The 17,859-nt window shown below is 74.9% G+C and carries 15 protein-coding genes, 1 rRNA gene and 1 pseudogene; 4 read left to right on the top strand and 13 right to left on the bottom strand.

The genetic code is table 11. From position 1 onward, the window contains the following. Positions 1–187 precede the first annotated feature (187 nt). The gene (locus tag ACIQF6_RS35240) at positions 188–2,269 is read left to right on the top strand and encodes a glycoside hydrolase family 15 protein (protein WP_400902766.1); all 2,082 of its coding nucleotides are present in this window, start codon (positions 188–190) and stop codon (positions 2,267–2,269) included. Between the two features lie 7 nt (positions 2,270–2,276). Here ACIQF6_RS35240 and ACIQF6_RS35235 read toward each other — a convergent pair whose 3' ends face one another. The 3 genes from ACIQF6_RS35235 to ACIQF6_RS35225 all read right to left on the bottom strand — a co-directional run bounded on the left by ACIQF6_RS35235 (position 2,277) and on the right by ACIQF6_RS35225 (position 6,110). Then, the gene (locus tag ACIQF6_RS35235; RefSeq protein ID WP_400902763.1) at positions 2,277–3,440 is read right to left on the bottom strand and encodes a glycosyltransferase family 4 protein; all 1,164 of its coding nucleotides are present in this window, start codon (positions 3,438–3,440) and stop codon (positions 2,277–2,279) included. 248 nt (positions 3,441–3,688) lie between these two features. Next, positions 3,689–5,422, bottom strand: a complete 1,734-nt coding sequence (gene recN, locus ACIQF6_RS35230; RefSeq protein WP_400902895.1) for a DNA repair protein RecN — start codon at positions 5,420–5,422, stop codon at positions 3,689–3,691. A gap of 64 nt (positions 5,423–5,486) precedes the next feature. Then, positions 5,487–6,110, bottom strand: coding sequence for a YitT family protein (locus tag ACIQF6_RS35225; RefSeq protein WP_400902892.1), 624 nt, complete (start codon positions 6,108–6,110; stop codon positions 5,487–5,489). A gap of 137 nt (positions 6,111–6,247) precedes the next feature. Between ACIQF6_RS35225 and ACIQF6_RS35220 the strand changes: the two genes are divergently transcribed. Next, positions 6,248–7,723, top strand: a complete 1,476-nt coding sequence (locus ACIQF6_RS35220) for a PLP-dependent aminotransferase family protein (RefSeq protein WP_400902760.1) — start codon at positions 6,248–6,250, stop codon at positions 7,721–7,723. Positions 7,724–7,755: 32 nt separating this feature from the next. Here ACIQF6_RS35220 and ACIQF6_RS35215 read toward each other — a convergent pair whose 3' ends face one another. The 4 genes from ACIQF6_RS35215 to ACIQF6_RS35200 form a co-directional block, all read right to left on the bottom strand. Continuing rightward, positions 7,756–8,658: an NAD kinase gene (locus ACIQF6_RS35215; RefSeq protein WP_400902757.1), complete on the bottom strand. Its 903-nt coding sequence runs from the start codon at positions 8,656–8,658 to the stop codon at positions 7,756–7,758. Positions 8,659–8,768: 110 nt separating this feature from the next. After that, a complete protein-coding gene (locus ACIQF6_RS35210) occupies positions 8,769–9,575 on the bottom strand; it encodes a TlyA family RNA methyltransferase (protein WP_400902755.1) in 807 nt (268 codons plus the stop codon). Between the two features lie 36 nt (positions 9,576–9,611). Next, positions 9,612–9,767 (bottom strand): hypothetical protein, encoded by a 156-nt coding sequence (locus ACIQF6_RS35205; RefSeq protein WP_400902752.1) that lies wholly within the window; start codon positions 9,765–9,767, stop codon positions 9,612–9,614. After that, positions 9,760–10,770, bottom strand: coding sequence for a hypothetical protein (locus tag ACIQF6_RS35200; RefSeq protein WP_400902749.1), 1,011 nt, complete (start codon positions 10,768–10,770; stop codon positions 9,760–9,762). The genes ACIQF6_RS35205 and ACIQF6_RS35200 overlap by 8 nt, the downstream gene beginning before the upstream one ends. Positions 10,771–10,957: 187 nt before the next feature. Between ACIQF6_RS35200 and ACIQF6_RS35195 the strand changes: the two genes are divergently transcribed. Next, positions 10,958–11,305 (top strand): alkyl sulfatase C-terminal domain-containing protein, encoded by a 348-nt coding sequence (locus tag ACIQF6_RS35195; protein ID WP_400902746.1) that lies wholly within the window; start codon positions 10,958–10,960, stop codon positions 11,303–11,305. Positions 11,306–11,419: 114 nt separating this feature from the next. Here the strand turns inward: ACIQF6_RS35195 and ACIQF6_RS35190 are convergent, their stop codons facing one another. From ACIQF6_RS35190 to ACIQF6_RS35180, 3 genes are all read right to left on the bottom strand, one after another. After that, the gene (locus tag ACIQF6_RS35190; protein ID WP_400902743.1) at positions 11,420–11,707 is read right to left on the bottom strand and encodes a hypothetical protein; all 288 of its coding nucleotides are present in this window, start codon (positions 11,705–11,707) and stop codon (positions 11,420–11,422) included. Between the two features lie 428 nt (positions 11,708–12,135). Further along, positions 12,136–13,149, bottom strand: coding sequence for an HAD-IIA family hydrolase (locus tag ACIQF6_RS35185; RefSeq protein WP_400902740.1), 1,014 nt, complete (start codon positions 13,147–13,149; stop codon positions 12,136–12,138). Between the two features lie 42 nt (positions 13,150–13,191). Next, a complete protein-coding gene (locus ACIQF6_RS35180) occupies positions 13,192–13,764 on the bottom strand; it encodes a tetratricopeptide repeat protein (protein ID WP_400902737.1) in 573 nt (190 codons plus the stop codon). A 41-nt stretch (positions 13,765–13,805) separates the two neighbouring features. On the opposite strand from ACIQF6_RS35180, the gene ACIQF6_RS35175 reads away from it, so the two are divergent. Beyond that, on the top strand, positions 13,806–15,161 hold the full coding sequence (locus ACIQF6_RS35175; RefSeq protein ID WP_400902734.1) for a DUF1015 family protein: 1,356 nt from the start codon (positions 13,806–13,808) through the stop codon (positions 15,159–15,161). Between the two features lie 83 nt (positions 15,162–15,244). On the opposite strand, the gene ACIQF6_RS35170 is transcribed toward ACIQF6_RS35175, so the two are convergent. The 3 genes and pseudogenes from ACIQF6_RS35170 to rrf all read right to left on the bottom strand — a co-directional run. After that, positions 15,245–16,123, bottom strand: coding sequence for a tetratricopeptide repeat protein (locus tag ACIQF6_RS35170; protein ID WP_400902890.1), 879 nt, complete (start codon positions 16,121–16,123; stop codon positions 15,245–15,247). 54 nt (positions 16,124–16,177) lie between these two features. Next, a pseudogene (locus ACIQF6_RS35165) lies at positions 16,178–17,185 on the bottom strand (hypothetical protein); the annotation flags it as partial. Between the two features lie 588 nt (positions 17,186–17,773). After that, positions 17,774–17,859: ribosomal RNA gene (gene rrf, locus ACIQF6_RS35160) — 5S ribosomal RNA — on the bottom strand; the annotation flags it as partial.

Below are 17,859 nucleotides of genomic sequence, written 5' to 3'. Positions count from 1 at the left end.
GGGCTCCCGTGGGTGTCGTGTCGGAGAGTGACGCCGGTGGAGGGGCTCCCGGCCCTCGTTCCCACCAGTTCCACGGGATACCAGCGTATCAGTGCCCCGGCGAGTGCTCGCCCGCGTCCGGGTGGAGAGGGCTCCGGCGCGTCGGCCGAACGGCCCGTCCGGGCTGGTCGAAACGGGCCCGGAGGGCATGCGGGGCAAGGGATCCGGGCAGACGGAGGGGGCGCGTGGATGCGCCCGAAACATCCGAATCCACGTATTCTGCTCAAACGTCCACATCCTCGCCCGACCCGTGCGCAACCGCCGCCGCCGGGGCACGCTGGGCCGCTGGGAACGGAGAGCCATGGCCGGTCGCATCGAGGACTACGCGCTCATCGGGGACATGCAGACGGCCGCGCTGGTCCGCCGGGACGGCGCGGTCGACTGGCTGTGCCTGCCGCGGTTCGACTCCCCCGCGGTGTTCGCGGGGCTGCTCGGCACCGACGAGCACGGCTTCTGGCGGATCGGCCCTGCCCTGCCCGTCGAACCGCCGCCCGCCGCCGCCCCGCCGCCCCGGACCCTGCTGGACGCCGACGAGCCGGCCGTCCCGCCGGTGACGGCCGCCGCGCCCGCGCTGCCCTGCGACCGACGCCGCTACCGGGGCGACTCGCTGATCCTGGAGCAGGAGTGGGACACCCAGGGCGGCACCGTCCGGGTGATCGACTTCATGCCGCCGCGCCACCTGCTCGGCACCCCCGACGTGCCGCAGATGATCCGCATCGTGGAGGGCCTGGCCGGCACCGTCCGGATGCGCTCCGCGGTGCGGATGCGGTTCAGCTACGGCCGGGTCGTGCCCTGGGTGCACCGGGTCGCGCAGCCCGAGGGCGGGCACCGCACCGTCGCCGTGGCCGGCCCCGACTCGGTGTGGCTGGACGGCCGGGCCGAGACCTACGGCCGCGACCTGACCACGTACGCCGACTTCACCGTCACCGCCGGCGAGCGGATCGCCTTCGGACTGACCTGGCAGGCCTCGCACGAGCCGGCCCCCGCCCCGCCGGACGCCGAGGGCGCGCTCGCCAACACCGAGCGGTTCTGGCACGAATGGGTCGGGCAGTGCCGCCACCAGGGCCCCTACCGGGAGGCCGTGGTCCGCTCGCTGATCACCCTGAAGGCCCTCACCTACGCCCCGACCGGCGGCATCGTCGCCGCCCCCACCACCTCGCTGCCGGAGGACCTCGGCGGCGAACGCAACTGGGACTACCGCTACACCTGGCTGCGGGACGCCGCGATCACCCTGTCCTCGCTGCTGCGCACCGGCTACCGCGAGGAGGCCCGCGCCTGGCGCGAGTGGCTGCTGCGCGCGGTGGCCGGCGACCCGGAGAACCTGCAGATCATGTACGGCATCGCCGGGGAGCGCGAACTCACCGAGTCGGAGCTCGACTGGCTGCCCGGCTACGAGGACTCCCGCCCGGTGCGGGTAGGCAACGGCGCCGCCGGGCAGCTCCAGCTCGACGTGTACGGCGAGGTCGTCGAGGCCCTGCACCTGGCCACCATGTCCGGCCTGGCCCGGCACGACCACGCCCACCAGCTCCAGCTGCGCCTGATCGAGTACCTGGAGGACCACTGGCGCAACCCCGACGAGGGCATCTGGGAGGTCCGCGGCCCGCGCCGGCACTTCGTGCACTCCAAGGTGATGGCCTGGGTCGCCGTCGACCGCACCCTGAAGCTGCTGGAGCAGCTGGAGCACGTGCCGGAGGGCCTGGCGGAGCGCTGGGAGAAGCTGCGCGCCGAGATCCACGCCGACGTGTGCGCCAAGGGCTACGACCCGGAACGCAACACCTTCACCCAGTACTACGGCGGCAAGGAGCTGGACGCCTCGCTGCTGCTGATCCCGCAGGTGGGCTTCCTGCCGCCGGACGACAAGCGGGTGATCGGCACCATCGAGGCGATCCAGCGCGAACTGTCCACCGAGGACGGCTTCGTGCTGCGCTACCCGACGCACGACGACCAGGGCAACAACGTCGACGGGCTGTCCGGGCACGAGGGGGCGTTCCTGGCCTGCTCGTTCTGGCTGGCCGACGACCTGGCGATGATCGGCCGGGTCGGCGAGGCCCGCGAACTGTTCGAGCGGCTGCTGTCGCTCCGCAACGACCTGGGGCTGCTCGCCGAGGAGTGGGACTCCCGGACGCGCCGTCAGGTCGGCAACTTCCCGCAGGCGTTCAGCCACGTTCCGCTGATCGACACCGCGCTGCGGCTGACCGCCGCCGCCGGGCTGAACCTGTCGTCGCACTGATGCGACGTCAGCTCTGACGCTGCGCCAGTTCGTCGTAGATGGACAGCACCTGGGCGACGGTGGCCGCCTCGTCCGGCCAGGTGCGGGCCTGCGCCCGGCCGGCGTCGGCGAGTTCGGACCGGCGCTTCTCGTCGCCGAGCAGGTCGCGGACGGCGCCGCCGAGCGCCCGCGGGTCGGCGAACGGGACCAGCACGGCGGCGTCGCCGACCAGTTCGGGGACACCGCCGACGGCGGTGGAGACCACCGGCACGCCGGCCCGCATCGCCTCCTGAGCGACCAGCGAGCGGGCCTCCCAGCGGGAGGAGAGCACCACCAGGTCGGCGGCGGCCAGCAGGTCCGCGATGTCGGTGCGGTGACCGAGCACCTCCACGGGCAGCCGCTCGGCCCGCACCCGTTCGGCCAGCGCCTGCCGCTCGGGGCCGTCGCCGGCCAGCAGCACGTGCGGCATCGGCTCGCCGGGCGCCGCGAAGTACGGGACGGCGTCCAGCAGCAGCGAGAAGCACTTCTGCGCCACCAGCCGGCCGACCGCCAGCACCACGGGGCGGCCGTCGTCGCCGCCGGGCAGGCTGGCGGCGCGGGCCGCGGCGCGGTCGAGGTCGGCGGGCGGCATCGGCGGGGCGGCGACCGGGCCGAGCCGGGCGTCGGTGGCGCCCAGTTCGCGGGCCCGGGCGACCAGGTCGGAGGACGCGCCGAGGACCAGGTCGGCGGCCCGCACCACCCGGCGTTCCATCAGGCGCTGCAGGCGGCGGTCCAGGCCGGTGGTGAGCAGCGCGTGGTGCGAGGTGACCACCAGCGGGGTCTCCGGGCGGATGCCGGGGAACCGGCCCGCGGTGCGCAGCGCCAGGTCGGACAGCAGGCCGGCCCGCAGGCCGTGCGCGTGGACGATGTCGGCGCCGGTGAAGGCGCGGCGCAGTTCGCCGATCGCGACGGCGTCGGAGCGGGCCCCCGAGGTGGGGGTGATGTCCACCGTGTGCAGGTGGGCGCCGGCCACGGAGAAGCCGTACCGGCGGTCGGTGCCCTCGGGCGCGCAGACCGTGACCGTCACCCCGTGGGCGACCAGACCCTGCGTCAGGGATCGCACGTGCGCGCCGATCCCGCCCGTCGCGGCGGCCAGGACGAGCACCACGTGCAGCTGGGGGGCCGCGGTGGCCCGGGCGGCGGAATGGTCCACGTCGTCTTCGCTCCGACTCGTTGTCAGCTGGTGTCCGCTCGCCACGATGCCAGGTCGGTCGCCCTCTTGGACAGTCGGCACCGCTGCGGCGCGTCGCCCGGGCGTGCGAACCCGGGCGACGTGTGCGGAGCGGACCGTTGGGGCGGGGCCGGGCCGGTCGATCCTGCCGGATCGGCGCGCGTCGCCCCCGGGCCCCGGGAGAGGGACGATCCGGCGTCGCGCGCCGCGCAGGATCGACCGGGCCGGGACTAGCGGGCCCGGGCGGTGCGGGCGGCTTCGAGCAGCTCCTCGGCGTGCGCCCGGCCCAGCTCGGAGTCCTCCAGGCCGGCCAGCATCCGGGACAGCTCGCGCACCCGCTCCTCGTCGTTGAGGGTCTTCACGCCGCTGCGGGTGACGGTCCCGTCGTTGGTCTTCTCCACCACCAGGTGCCGGTCGGCGAACGCGGCGACCTGCGGCAGGTGGGTGACGACCACCACCTGGGCGCTGCGGGCGAGCTTGGCGAGGCGACGGCCGATCTCCACCGCGGCCTTGCCGCCGACGCCCGCGTCGACCTCGTCGAACAGGTAGGTCGGCACCGGGTCGGCGCCGGCGAACACCACTTCCACGGCCAGCATGACGCGGGACAGCTCGCCGCCGGAGGCGCCCTTGGCGATCGGACGGGGCTGCGCGCCGGGGTGCGGGGCGAGCAGCACCTCGACCTCGTCGACGCCGTGCGGGCCGTAGGCGACGGTGCGGCCGTCGACCTCGATCCCGGACAGGTCGTCGACCTGGCTGATCGCGAACGTCACCCGGGCGTGCGGCATCGCGAGCTCGGCGAGCTCGCCGGAGACCGCGGCGGCGAACTTGTCGGCCGCGGCGTGCCGGGCGCGGGACACCTCGGCCGCCAGGTCGGCCAGCTGGGTGCGCAACTCGGTCTCCTGCGCGCCGAGTTCGTCGATCCGCTCGTCGTCGCCGTCGAGTTCCAGCAGCCGCACCGAGCCGGCCTCGGCCCAGGCGATCACCTCGGCCAGGGCGCCCTCGGTGCCGGAGTACTTGCGCACCAGGTGGGCGAGGATCGCGCGGCGGTCCTCGACGGCGGCGAGGCGCACCGGGTCGGCGTCCAGGTCGTCGGCGTACCCGGCGAGGTCGCCGGCCACGTCGGCGAGCAGGTAGCCGACCTCGCCGAGGCGGTCGGCGAGCTGCGCGAGGCGCTCGTCGTGGTGGCGGACGGCGTCCACGGCGCGGCGGGCCTGGGCGAGCAGGGTGCCCGCGTCCACCGCCTCCGGGTCGGCGGGGTCGCCCGCCAGCGCGGCGTGCGCGAGCGTCGCGGCGGAGGACAGCGCGTCGGCGTGCCCGAGCCGCTCGGCCTCCACGGACAGCTCGGCGTCCTCCCCGGCGACGGGCTCGGCGGCGGCGATCTCCTCCAGGCCGAACCGCAGCAGGTCGGCCTCCTGGGCGCGCTCGCGGGCCCTGGTGGTCAGCTCCTCCAGGGTCGCGGAGACCTCGCGCAGGGTGCGGTACACCTCGCGGTAGCGTCCCAGCGGCTCGGCGACGGCCTCGCCCGCGTACCGGTCGAGCGCGCCGCGCTGCCGGGACGGGCGCAGCAGCCGCTGCTGGTCGGTCTGGCCGTGCACGGCGATCAGGTCCTCGCCGAGTTCGGCGAGCAGCCCGACCGGCACCGAGCGGCCGCCGACGTGCGCGCGGGAGCGGCCCTCGGCGGAGACGGTGCGGCTGATCAGCAGCTCGCCGTCGTCGAGTTCCGCGCCCGCCTCGACCGCGCGCGCCACCACCGCGGAGTCCGGGTCGAGGGCGAGCCGGCCCTCGACGACGGCCCGCTCGGAGCCGTTCCGGACCAGCGCCGGGTCGGCCCGGCCGCCGAGCAGCAGCCCGAGGCTGGTCACCACCATGGTCTTGCCGGCGCCGGTCTCACCGGTGACGGCGGTGAACCCGGGCGCGAGCTCGACCACCGCGTCGTCGATGACACCCAGATCCCGTATCCGCATCTCGTCCAACACGGAGACGACCTTACGAGGTTCCGGTGTCGGTTTGCGACGACCGCCCCGGGTTTCACACCTGAGTGGCAGGCCGTTCGGGCACGGTCAGTCGCGGCAGGAAGAACTGCACCAGCGGGCCGATCGCCAGCGCGTAGGCCACCGTGCCGACGCCGAACGTCCCGCCGAGGGCGATGCCGGCGGCCAGCACGGTCAACTCGATGGCGGTACGGATCAGCCGCACGGAGCGGCCGGTGCGCCGGTGCAGGCCGGTCATCAGGCCGTCGCGCGGGCCCGGGCCGAGCCGCGCCCCGATGTACAGGCCGGTCGCCACGGCGTTGAGCACGATGCCCGCCGCCAGCAGCGGGATCCGGGCGACCAGCGCGTGCGGGTGCGGCAGCAGCGCCAACGTGGTGTCCATCGCGACGCCGAGCACCGCGACGTTGCCGACGGTGCCGATGCCGGGCTTCTGCCGCAGCGGTATCCACAGCAGCAGCACCAGCAGGCCGACCAGCGTCACCCAGGTGCCGACGCTCAGGCCGACGTGCCGGGACAGGCCCTGGTGGAAGACGTCCCACGGGTTGCCGCCCAGCGAGGAGCGCAGCACCAGGGCCATCGAGACGCCGTACAGCACCAGGCCGGCGGCCAGCCGGACCAGGCGGACCGGAAGGTCGGTGGACTTCGTACGCCCGGCCTTCATGAGGGGGGACAGGGAGACCGCCATCGGGTGGACCTCTTTTCGTGCAGTGCTTGCCGTTCCTCGGCACCGACCGTCACTATGGGCGGTCCAAAAGGACACCCGACAGGGCCAATCCGATCCGAGTGGACTGATTTCCGATGGCCGAGTGGCACAGCACACTGACCCCGCACGCCCTGGCCCGCCAACTGCCCCCGGCGGACGGCCACCGGCCCGCCTACCGGTCACTCGCCGACCGGGTGTCCCGGCTGGTCGCCGACGGCCGCCTCCCGGCCGGCACCCGGCTGCCCGCCGAACGGGAACTCGCCGCCGAACTCCGACTCAGCCGCACCACCGTGGCCGCCGCGTACGAGGCGCTGCGCGCCGACGGATTCCTGCGCTCACGGCGCGGCGCCGGCTCCTGGACGGCCCTGCCGGACGGCACCCGACCGCCCGCCGACACCCTGCACCCGCTCGCCCTCGACCGGCCCGGCACCGCACTCGACCTGGGCCTGGCCGCGCCCACCGCCCCGCCGCAGCTCGCCGAGGCCGCCGCCCACGCCCTCGACCGCCTGCCCGCGTACGCCGCCGGACACGGCACCTACCCCACCGGCCTGCCCGTACTGCGCGAGGCCGTCGCCCACCGGTACACCGAACGCGGCCTGCCCACCAACCCCGACCAGGTCCTGATCACCACCGGCGCGATGAGCGCCCTGCACCTGGCCCACCACGCGCTGCTCACCCGCGGCGACCGGGTCGCCGTCGAAGCGCCCAGCTACCCCAACACCCTCCGCGCCCTGGACCGGTTCGGCGCCCGCCTGGTCCCCGTCCCGTTCGCCACCGACCGGGCCGGGCACACCGGTTGGGACCTCCCGCAGTGGCGGCGGGTGCTCCGCGGCGCCGCCCCGAAACTGGTCTCCGCCATCCCCGACTTCCAGAACCCCACCGGCGCCCTGATCGACGAGGACCAGCGCCGCGACCTGCTCGCGCACGCCCGGACCGCCGGCACCGCCGTCCTCGCCGACGAGACCTGCGCCGAACTCGGCTGGGGCGTCGACGACTCCGCGCTGCCCCGGCCCCTGGCCGCGCTCGACCGCGACGCCCGGGTGATCACCGTCGGCTCGGCCGGCAAACTGCTCTGGCCCGGCCTGCGGATCGGCTGGCTGCGCGCCCAGCCCTCCCTGGTACGGAAGTTGGCCGCCGACCGGGCCCTGCTCGACCTCGGCACCCCGGTCCTCGACCAGCTGATCACCACCCGCCTGCTGACCCACCACCTGCCGACCGTCCGCGCCGAACGCCACGCCGGCCTGCGCGCCACCGCCGACGCCTGGGCCGACGCCCTGCCCCGGCACTTCCCGCACTGGCGCTTCACCCTCCCACCCGGCGGCCTGGCCCTCTGGGTGGCCACCCCCGGCCTCCCCGCCACCGCCCTCGCCCGGGCCGGCGAACGCCTCGGCACCCGCCTCGCCTCCGGCGCCCGCTTCGGCATCGACGGCGCGTTCGAGGAGTACCTCCGCCTCCCCCTCACCTTCCACGCCGCCCACGTCCCCGACGCCCTCCACCGCATCGCGGAGGCCGCCGAACTCGCCCGCAACGAACGCTTCACGACGGCGGACCCGGAGCCGTGCAGCCTGTGACAGCAGGTCTCCCCCGCCCCTGTCAGTGCTCCCTACGCCGATCCCGACCGGCCACGCCAACCCGTCACCGGCAGCGCGAACTTCGCCACCAGCCGGTCCGTGAACGGCGCCCGGTGCAGCCGGGCCAGCCGCACCGGCGTCTTGCCGCGGCGGACCTCCACCCGTGCCCCGGCGGGGAGTTCGACCGAACGCCGCCCGTCGCACCAGAGCACCCCGTGCGGCGTCTTCGGCTGCACCTCGACCGCCAGCACCGAGTCCGGCGAGGTCACCAGCGGGCGGGCGAACAGCGCGTGCGCACTGATCGGCACCATCAGCAGCGCCTCCACCTCCGGCCACACCACCGGCCCGCCGCCCGAGAACGCGTACGCCGTCGAGCCGGTGGGCGTCGAAAGCACCACGCCGTCGCAGCCGAAGTTCGACACCGGACGGCCGTCCACCTCGGTGACCACCTCCAGCATCCGCTCACGGGCGGCCTTCTCCACCGAGGCCTCGTTCAGCGCCCAGTCCTCGTGCAGCACATCGCCGTTGGTGCGCACCAGCACGTCGATGGTCATGCGTTCCTCGACCGCGTAGTCGGCGTCCACCACCCGGTCGACCACCGTCGCCAGGTCGTCGCGCTCCGCCTCCGCGAGGAAGCCCACCCGGCCCAGGTTGATGCCGAGCATCGGCAGCCCGGACTCGCGGGCCAGCTCCGCCCCCCGCAGCAGGGTGCCGTCCCCGCCCGCGACCAGGATCAGCTCGCAGCCGTCGGCCGCGCCCGGCCCGCCCGGCACCAGCTCCACCCCGTCCGGCAGGTCCAGGCCCACCGCTTCCGCCTCCAGCAGCCGGATCCGGATCCCCGCCTTCAGCAGGCCGTCCACCAGCCCTTCCACACTGCGCAGGGCGGCCTCCCGGCCGGTGTGCGCGATCAGGAAGACCGTACGACGATCGCTCATTGCCCGCTGCCCTCTCCCTACGCCTGCCGGACCCTGCTGGCCCGACCGCGGCATGCCAGTCTGCGCAACGCTCGGACGTCTGCCAAGTACCCTACTTGGGGCCCAGTACCCTACTTGGGACCTTCCGCCACGGCCCGGTCCGCCTCGGCCGGATCCAGTTCGCCCGCATCCCGGCGAAGCCACAGGAAATACTCCACGTTCCCCGACGGCCCCGGCAGCGGCGACGCCGTCACCGCGTGCACACCCAGGCCCAACTGCCAGGCCTGCGACGCCACCTGGCGGATCGTCTCGGCCCGCAGCTCCGGCGAGCGCACCACACCGCCCGAGCCCAGCCGGTCCTTGCCGATCTCGAACTGCGGCTTCACCATCAGCACCAGGTCCGCGTCCGGCGCCGCGCAGCCCGCCAGCGCCGGCAGCACCAGGCCCAGCGAGATGAACGACAGGTCGCCGACCACCAGGTCGACGAGCGTGCCGCCGATCAGCTCCGGCGTCAGCTCCCGCACGTTGGTGCGGTCCATCACCGTCACCCGCTCGTCGCTCTGCAGCGACCAGGCGAGCTGCCCGTAGCCGACGTCCACCGCCAGCACGTGCGCGGCGCCCGCGCGCAGCAGCACATCGGTGAACCCGCCGGTGGACGCGCCCGCGTCCAGCGCCAGCCGGCCCTCGACCACCAGGCCCTGCGGCACGAACGCGGCGAACGCGCCCGCCAGCTTGTGCCCGCCCCGCGACACGTAGTCCGGGTCCGTGTCGTCCTTGGCGACCACCACGGCCGCCGCCGTCTCCACCTGGGTCGCCGGCTTCGTCGCCACCGTGCCGCCCACCGTCACCCGGCCCGCCGCGATCAGCTCGCTCGCATGCTCGCGCGAGCGCGCCAGCTTCCGCCGCACCAGCTCCGCATCCAGACGGCGTCGTGCCACTGCCACTGCTACGTCAGCTCCCACATTCCGCAATCGTCACTCGCGGTCCAGCGCCGCGAGGGTCGCGGCGAGCCGCGCATGAACATCTTCGTACACCTCGACCCGCTCCCCCGCCCCCACCCCGTCGGCCTCCCCCAGCCGGGCCAGCACCTCGTCCACCTCGGGCTCGCCCGTCCACCGCACCTCACTCACCGGTGGTGCCCCCGGTGTCGCGCTTCGTCGCCGTCGCCTTCTTCACGGGCGCGGGCTTCTTCGCGGGCGCGCTCTTCACGCTCGCGGGCTTCGGCTTCGCCGCCTTCGTCGCAGTCGCGGACTTCTTCGCGGGCGCAGCCTTCTTCACCGTCGCCGGCTTCTCCACGGACGCGGCCTTCGTCACCGTTTCCTTCGTCGCGGCCGTCTTCGTCGTGGCCGTCCTCTTCGCCGCCGACTTCTTCGCCGCAGCGGGCAGCGGGGCCGACGGGCTGTCCCCCGGAGCCGGAGCCGCAACCGAAGCCGCAGCCGGAGCCGCAGCCGGAGCCGAACGTCGCGCGGCAGGCCGCTTCGCCGCGGCCTTCTTCGCCACTGTCCTCGGCGTCACAGCTTCCCCGCCGGCCGCCGAAGCCTTCCCCACCGCCGCCGCACTGCCCGCCGCCGGAACCCTCCGCGGCACCGACCGCCCGGCCGCCGCCTGCTTTGCCGCCGCCCCCTTGCGCGCAGTCGCCTTCCCTCGCGCCGGCGCAGGACGGGCAGCCGCCGGGGCCTCGTCCGACCCGGCGTCGGCGGGCGCGGGCTCCGACCCGGCGTCGGCGGGCGCGGGCTCCGCGTCCCACCCGGCGTCGAACAGGCCCTGGGCCCGGGCGGCCGGACGGACCGTCGGCTCCTTCGGGGTCGGCTCGGGCTCGGGGGCGGTCGGTTCGTCGACCTCGCGCAGCTTCGACTCCAGGAAGCTCAGCACCACGCCGACCTTCACCACCTGGTCGCCGACCTTCTCGAACACCCGCTCGGCCTCGTTCTTGGCGACGCCCGCGACCAGGTCGACCCCGGCCAGACCGGCCGTCACGGCCTCCCCCGCCAGCACCCGCAACTGTTCCACCCCGGGCGGCAGTTCACCGGCCCGCTGGATCAGCTCCTCGGCCGCGCCGAGTACCCGGCGGCTCGCCTCCTCGGCGAGCTCCGTCGCGACCACCACCACACCCCGCACCGCATCCCGCAGCATCCGAACCGCCTCCTCCGCGGGCACCGACTGCCCGCCATGACGCTACCCCGTCCTACGCCCGCCCGTACCCGACTGCCCCGCCCGCCCCACGGTCGGCCCCTCTCACCCCGCCCGGCCACCGCACCCGCCCGGCGCGTTAGCGTGGAACGCCGCACCGACCACCGAGACACAGGAGTACGCCGCACCCATGGCCACCATCGAGGAGTGCCGCAGCGCACTGGAGCAGCTCAGCCGCAACCTCGCCGGCGCGAACGGCGACGTCCGGAAGGCCGCCGCCCTCGACCGGTCGCTGAGCTGCCACCTCACCGACCTCGACCTGACCTTCACCGGGCGGCTCACCGGCGGGCAGCTCACCGGCATCACCGACACCCCGGGCGCGCCCGCCGCCAAGGCCGACATCCGGCTCACCACCACCGGCACCGACCTGGTCGCCCTGGTCGACGGCAAACTGCCGTTCCCCACCGCGTGGGCCACCGGCCGCCTCAAGCTCGACGCGAGCTTCCTCGACCTGCTGCGCCTGCGCAGCCTGCTCTGACCCCCTGCCCGGTCACCCGTAGGACGACGACTCCGTCCCCGCCCCGGCCGCCCACCGATCAGCGGGCCTCGCAACCGCTTTGACGCCCCCCTGCTTCATGGCGCCGCCGCCCGCTCACCCGCAGGGCTGCGGCCCGGCCCCCGGCCGGGTCGCGCCCGCCGGCAGCGGCAGCGGCAGCTGCTCGACGACCGTCCCCGCCGGCCGGTCGTCGCCCAGCGCCACCCAGAGCCCGAGCCGCCCGCCCGGCGCCGCCGCGGTGCCGACGTCGAACACCGGCGCCGTCCAGGCCCCGCAGCGCGGGTCCGACAGCCGCTCGCCGTCGGCGACGAGCACCGCCGACCAGGTCGCGCCCCTCCCCCGGACAGCACCTCGGCGGCGGGCCGCCGCGCGGGCGCGGTCCACGGGGCGGAGGCACGCGCTCCACCCCCCGCTGCCCGACGGTGTCGTCACCGCGACGCACCACTGCCCGTCCGGCAGCGTCCAGCGGAAGCCACCGCCCGCCGCGTCCGCCCGGTCTCCCGGCCCCCTGGAGCGAATCGGTCACCGGCTCCGGCCCGTTCAGGTACCGCGACCGCACCAACTGGAGGAGATCCGGCGACGGGCCGAAGCCCGGCGGCCGCACCGCCCCCGGCCCCGCGCACCCCGCACCCCGCACCCCGCCGCCGGCGACGCCGCCACCACCAGTCCGGCGGCCCCACCGCACGTCCCCGCACCACATCCCCCCGGCTTCCGGGCACCCGAGCCATAGCCCGAACGCCCCGAAGCCCTACCCCGGGCACCCGCCGCAACAACCCGTCAACCTGCCGTCACCGAACGGCAGTTCGGGGCCGTCAGAGCAGTGCCAGCGCCTTCGCCGTCTCCGGTGCCGCCCCGTGCGCGTCCGCCCACGTCCAGGCCGCCGCGCACAGCGCCCGCAGCGCGTCGATCCGCTCGCCCGCGCCGTCCAGGGTCAGCGCGCCGCCGTCCACGCCGGCCGCCCAGCCGCCGCAGGCGAACCGGCCGTCGCCCAGCTCCAACACCTCCGGCTGCGGCTCCAGCAGGCCCCGCAGGTCGTCCGACAGGTAGGTCGGGCGGTGCCGGACGGGGGCGGCCAGCAGCAGTTCGGGGGTGGTGACACCGGTGAACACCAGCAGCGAGTCCACACCGCCGTTGAACGCGCCCTCGATGTCGGTGTCGAGGCGGTCGCCCACCACCAGCGGATGCTTCGCGCCCGTCCGCAGCACCGTCTCCCGGTGCATCGGCGGCAGCGGCTTGCCCGCCACCTCCGGCGTCACACCGGTCGCCGCCGACACGGCCGCCACCAGCGTCCCGTTGCCCGGCGCGATGCCACGCGCCGTCGGGATCGACAGGTCCGTGTTCGACGCCACCCACGGCAGGCCCCGGCCCACCGCGTACGACGCCTCCGCGAGGTCCGCCCAGCCCACCGTCGGGTCGTAGCCCTGCACCACCGCCGCCGGGTCCTCGTCCAAGGAGCGCACCGGCACCAGGCCGCGCTCCTGCAGCGCCTCCACCAGCCCCGCGCCGCCGACCACCAGCACCCGCGAACCCGCCGGCACCTTCTCCGACACCAGCCGTGCCGCCGCCTGCGCCGAATTGATCACATCACCGGGCTCGGCCGGCACCCCCAGCTCCGACAGGTGCTCCGCCACCACCCGCGGCGGGCGCGACGCATTGTTCGTCACGTACGCCAGCCGCATCCCCGCCGCCCGCGCCCGCTCCAGCGACTCCACCGCGTACGCGATCGCGTGCGGCCCCGCGTACACCACCCCGTCCAGGTCGAGCAGCGCCGTGTCGTACGCCTCCGTCAACGCCACCGCACTTCCCCGCGGCACGCTCCGCACCATCACAGCTCTCCACTCACCTCGAACGATCGAACACCCGCAACCTTAGGACCCGTCCGAGTCCTCCGGCGGCGCCGAATACCCCGGCGCGCCCGGCTGCAACGGCCCGAACGCCCCCGCCCGGGCCGCCAGCGTCGCCCGAGTCTGCCGCAGCGCCGCCCGGTAGTGCTTGTTGCCGGGCTGCATCGCCACCGCCAGCGCCAGATGCTCCGCGGACGACTCGAAGTCCCCCAGCCGGGCAGCCGCCACGCCCCAGCCGAACTGCGCGTAGTCGTCCGACGGGTCCGCCAACGCCACCGCCCGGAAGCTCTCCCGCGCCGCCGCGTACTGCCCCGCGTCGAACTGCGCCCGCGCCAGCGCCTCCCGGATCGACCGCGACTCCGGCTCCGCGTCCGCCGCCCGCGCCAGCAGCTGCACCGCCGCCGCCGGATGCCGCTCCTCCAACAGCCGCACCCCGCGCCGGAACCAGTCGTACACGCCGCCGCCCGGCGCCCCCGCCGCACCCTCGGACGACGCCTCCGCGCCGGTGCCGTCGTCGCTCCCGTGGTTCATCCGCAACTCCCCGCTCTCCTGCTCGGCGCCCGCTGCCCCGCCCGCAACCGGAATGGCCGCGTGCATCGCGATCTCCCAACAAGGAGTACCCGGCTAACATGCCCAGGATGAGCGCCCCTCGTGCCGAAATCGGCAACGAGCCCTCGGGCGGCCCCGGAGACCCCGGGCACGTCGCCACCGCAGGGCTGTCCCTGTCCCCGTTCCGCGGCCTGCGCTACGACCCCCAGAAGGTCGGCGACCTGGCCGCGGTGACCTCACCCCCGTACGACGTGGTGGACCCCGGACGGCGCCAGGACCTGGAGACCTCGGACCCGCACAACATCGTCCGACTCATCCTGCCGCGCCCCGAACCGGAGAACTCCGGCCTCCGCCCCGACCGCGACACCCGCTACCGGCACGCCGCCCGGCTGCTGCGCGACTGGCGCGACCAGGGCGTCCTCACCGCCGACCCCCGGCCCGCCCTGTACGTCTACGAGCAGCACTCCCCCACCGGCGACCTCCAGCGCGGCCTGATCGGCGCCCTCGCCGTCAGCGGCCGCGAAGCCGGCGTCGTCCTCCCCCACGAGGACGTCATGCCGAAACCCGTCGCCGACCGGGTCGGCCTGATGCGCACCACCCGCGCCAACCTCGAACCCCTGCTGCTCACCTACCGCGGCCACGGCCGCGCCGCCGAGGTCGTCGACCGCACCGCCGCCGGCGAACCGCTGCTGCACGTCACCACCTCCGACGGCATCCAGCACCGCCTGTGGGCCGTCACCGACCCCGTCGACCTGGCCGCCGTCAGCCGCGACCTCGCCACCTGCCGGGCCCTGATCGCCGACGGCCACCACCGCTGGGAGATGTACCTGCGGCTCCAGCGCGAGCACCGCCACCTGCCCCGCAGCCCCTGGGACCGCGGCCTGGTCCTGCTGGTCGACACCGACCGCTACCCGCTCCGGGTCCGCGCCATCCACCGCGTCCTGCACCGGCTGCCCCTGCACGCCGCCGTCGCCGCTCTCGACCCCGACGTCTGGCAGCTCACCGAGCTCACCGGCGGCCTCGACGACGCCCTCAAGGCCCTCGCCGAAGCCCGCACGGACGCCCGCAACGCCTTCGTCCTCACCGCCGGCGACGACCGCCACCTGCTGCTCACCGGCCCCGACGAACGCACCCTCGACGCCACCGTCCGCACCGACCGCCCCGAGGAGTGGCGCCACCTCGACGCCACCGTCCTGCACGCCACCCTGATCGACCGCACCTGGCACGTCCCCGACAGCCCCGAACACATCGGCTACCTGCACTCCGCTGAAGCCGCCGTCCGCGAGGCCGCCCGCACCGGCGGCACCGCCGTCCTGCTCCACCCCGTCGAGGAACGCGTGGTCCGCCGCCTCGCCGAACAGGGCGTCACCATGCCCCGCAAGTCCACGTCCTTCGGCCCCAAACCGGCCACCGGACTGGTGCTGCGTTCGCTCGAACTCGGCTGACCCACCGCCTTCCTGACACCGAAACGCAGAACGGCCCCCGTCCCGGAAAGGGACAGGGGCCGTTCTGCACCACCGCTCGAAGGTCAGGCCTTCTTCGGCTGCTCCTCGAAGGAGTCCTCGTCGTACTCCTCGTCGATCTCGAGGTCGTCGTCGTCGTAGAACTCCTCGACGTCCTCCTCGTCCTCGAAGATCATCCGGTCGTCGCCGATGTCGTCCTTGTTGACCGGCTTCCGGGCCGGCTCCTCGGACTCCTCGACCTCGACCTCGGCGTCCTCGTCCAGCGCGTCGGTGAACTCCACGCCGTCGATCTCCGCGAGCCGCTCGGACGCGTTGGTCGAGCCGTCCGAGTCCGCCTCCACGGCCTTCACGAACCACTCACGGGCCTCGTCCGCCCGACCCGCCGCGATCAGCGCATCGGCGTACGCGTAGCGCAGGCGCGCCGTCCACGGGTGGATCGCCGAGGACGCCAGCTCCGGGCTCTGCAGCGTCACCACGGCCGCGTCGAACTGCTCCAGGTCCGCGCGGGCACCCGCCGCGACCAGCCGCATCTCGACCTGACCGGCCTTGTCCAGCTGCTTCACCTCGGGCTCGCCGGCCATCGCCAGCGCCCGCTCCGGACGACCCAGACCGCGCTCGCAGTCCGCCATCACCGGCCACAGGTCCACCCGACCGGTCATCCGCTTCGCGGCCCGGAACTCGGTCAGCGCCTCGGAGTACCGCTGCGTCATGTACGCCGCGAAACCGGCCGCCTCCCGGACGCTCGCCACTCGCGACGCCAGCCGCAGCGCGACCCGCGCGTAGTTGTAGGCCTCCTCCGGCTCGCTGTCGAGCAGCCGCGCGACCATCACCAGGTTGCGGGCCACGTCGTCGGCGAGCGTCTTCGGCAGGCTCTTCAGGTCCTGACGCACGTCCGCGTCGATCTCGAACCCGGTCACATCGTCCGGGATCGGCAGCCGGCGCACCGGCTCCAGCCGACGCTCGTCCTGCTCCCCGCGGAACCCGCCACGGTCGTCCCGGCCACCCCGGTAACCACCGCGGTCGTCACGGGAACGGAACCCGCCACGGTCGCCACCCCGGTCGTCGCGACGGAAGCCGCCACGGTCGCCACCCCGGTCGTCCCGACGGAGCCCGCCACGGTCGCCCTGCGGACGGTCGTCGCGGCCACGGAAGCCACCACCCTGCGGACGGTCGCCACGGTCATCACGACGGAACCCGCCCTGCGGACGGTCGTCCCGACGCTCGTACGACGGGCGGTCGCCGCGGTCGTCGCGACGGAAGCCGCCACGGTCGCCACCGCGGTCGTCCCGGTCCCGCCCGTACGACGGGCGCTCGTCGCGGCCACGGAAACCGCCGCCCTGCGGACGGTCGCCACGGTCATCGCGACGGAACCCACCCTGGGGGCGGTCGCCGCGGTCATCACGACGGAACCCACCCTGCGGACGGTCGCCGCGGTCGTCACGGCGGAAGCCGCCACGGTCGCCGCCACGGTCGTCCCGGTCCCGCCCGTACGACGGGCGCTCGTCGCGGCCACGGAAGCCACCGCCCTGCGGACGGTCGCCACGGTCGTCCCGACGGAAACCACCCTGCGGACGGTCGTCCCGACGCTCGAACCCGCCACTGCGCTGCGGACGGTCGTACCCGCCACGCTCGTCCCGGTCCCGCCCGTACGACGGGCGGTCACCGCGGTCGTCGCGACGGAACCCGCCACGGTCGCCCTGCGGACGATCGTCGCGGCCACGGAAGCCACCGCCCTGCGGACGGTCGCCACGGTCATCGCGACGGAAACCGCCCTGCGGACGGTCGTCCCGACGCTCGAACCCACCGCTGCGCTGCGGACGGTCGTCGAACGACCGCTCCTCGCGCGGACGGTAGCCGCCACCCTGGGGGCGGTCGCCACGGTCGTCCCGACGGAACCCACCCTGCGGACGGTCGTCCCGACGGAAGCCGCCGCGGTCGCCCTGAGGACGGTCGTCGCGGCCACGGTAGCCGCCGCCCTGCGGGCGGTCGCCACGGTCATCGCGACGGAAACCGCCGCCACCGCCGTACGACGGGCGGTCGCCACCACGGTCGTCACGGCGGAAGCCGCCGCGGTCGCCCTGGGGACGGTCGTCGCGGCCGCGGTAGCCACCACCCTGCGGGCGGTCGCCGTACGACGGACGGTCGCCACGGTCGCTGCGGTAACCCCCGCGGTCGCCGCCACGGTCACCGCGGTCGTCACGACCGCGGTAGCCGCCGCCTTCGCCACGGTCGTCACGGCGCGGGCCACGGTCGTTCGACCAGCCCCCGCGCGACCTGGGCTCGTACCCCCGGCCGCCGTCGTTACGGCGCTCGGGCCGGTCCTGGGGCGGGTTCGACATGCTGGTGACTCCTGTCTGCACACTGCTGGCTTGAGAGGCGCCACTGCCGATCCCTCGACACCAGCGCGCGATCCGGACGAGCCCCGAGCCCCACCAGGGCCCGGCACGTCCGTCTTGTCCATTGTCCGGCAGACGGGCGAGCACCGCGTCCGGGTGCCGACCGCCGTCCGCCGGCCGTCTGTTCGGCTGAAAAAGCCCAACAAAAAAAGGCCGAGGCCCCAGCTCATCGCTGGGGCCTCGGCCTTTTGAAGAATTGTTCGGCGGCGTCCTACTCTCCCACAGGGTCCCCCCTGCAGTACCATCGGCGCTGTGAGGCTTAGCTTCCGGGTTCGGAATGTAAC

Origin of the sequence: Kitasatospora sp. NPDC092948 (assembly GCF_044754805.1) — a bacterium.
In the GTDB taxonomy this organism is placed as follows: Bacteria; Actinomycetota; Actinomycetes; order Streptomycetales; family Streptomycetaceae; genus Kitasatospora.
This window is presented reverse-complemented; position numbering and strand designations above follow the sequence as displayed.

Bases quoted from the DNA above. Each gene is read 5' to 3' on its own strand.
- ACIQF6_RS35180 (WP_400902737.1), bottom strand. From the start codon at position 13,764: ATGCACGCGGCCATTCCGGTTGCGGGCGGGGCAGCGGGCGCCGAGCAG.
- ACIQF6_RS35195 (WP_400902746.1), top strand. From the start codon at position 10,958: ATGGCCACCATCGAGGAGTGCCGCAGCGCACTGGAGCAGCTCAGCCGC.
- recN (WP_400902895.1), bottom strand. From the start codon at position 5,422: ATGCGGATACGGGATCTGGGTGTCATCGACGACGCGGTGGTCGAGCTC.
- ACIQF6_RS35185 (WP_400902740.1), bottom strand. From the start codon at position 13,149: ATGGTGCGGAGCGTGCCGCGGGGAAGTGCGGTGGCGTTGACGGAGGCG.
- ACIQF6_RS35215 (WP_400902757.1), bottom strand. From the start codon at position 8,658: ATGAGCGATCGTCGTACGGTCTTCCTGATCGCGCACACCGGCCGGGAG.
- ACIQF6_RS35220 (WP_400902760.1), top strand. From the start codon at position 6,248: ATGGCCGAGTGGCACAGCACACTGACCCCGCACGCCCTGGCCCGCCAA.
- ACIQF6_RS35240 (WP_400902766.1), top strand. From the start codon at position 188: ATGCGGGGCAAGGGATCCGGGCAGACGGAGGGGGCGCGTGGATGCGCC.
- ACIQF6_RS35175 (WP_400902734.1), top strand. From the start codon at position 13,806: ATGAGCGCCCCTCGTGCCGAAATCGGCAACGAGCCCTCGGGCGGCCCC.
- ACIQF6_RS35225 (WP_400902892.1), bottom strand. From the start codon at position 6,110: ATGAAGGCCGGGCGTACGAAGTCCACCGACCTTCCGGTCCGCCTGGTC.
- ACIQF6_RS35200 (WP_400902749.1), bottom strand. From the start codon at position 10,770: ATGCTGCGGGATGCGGTGCGGGGTGTGGTGGTGGTCGCGACGGAGCTC.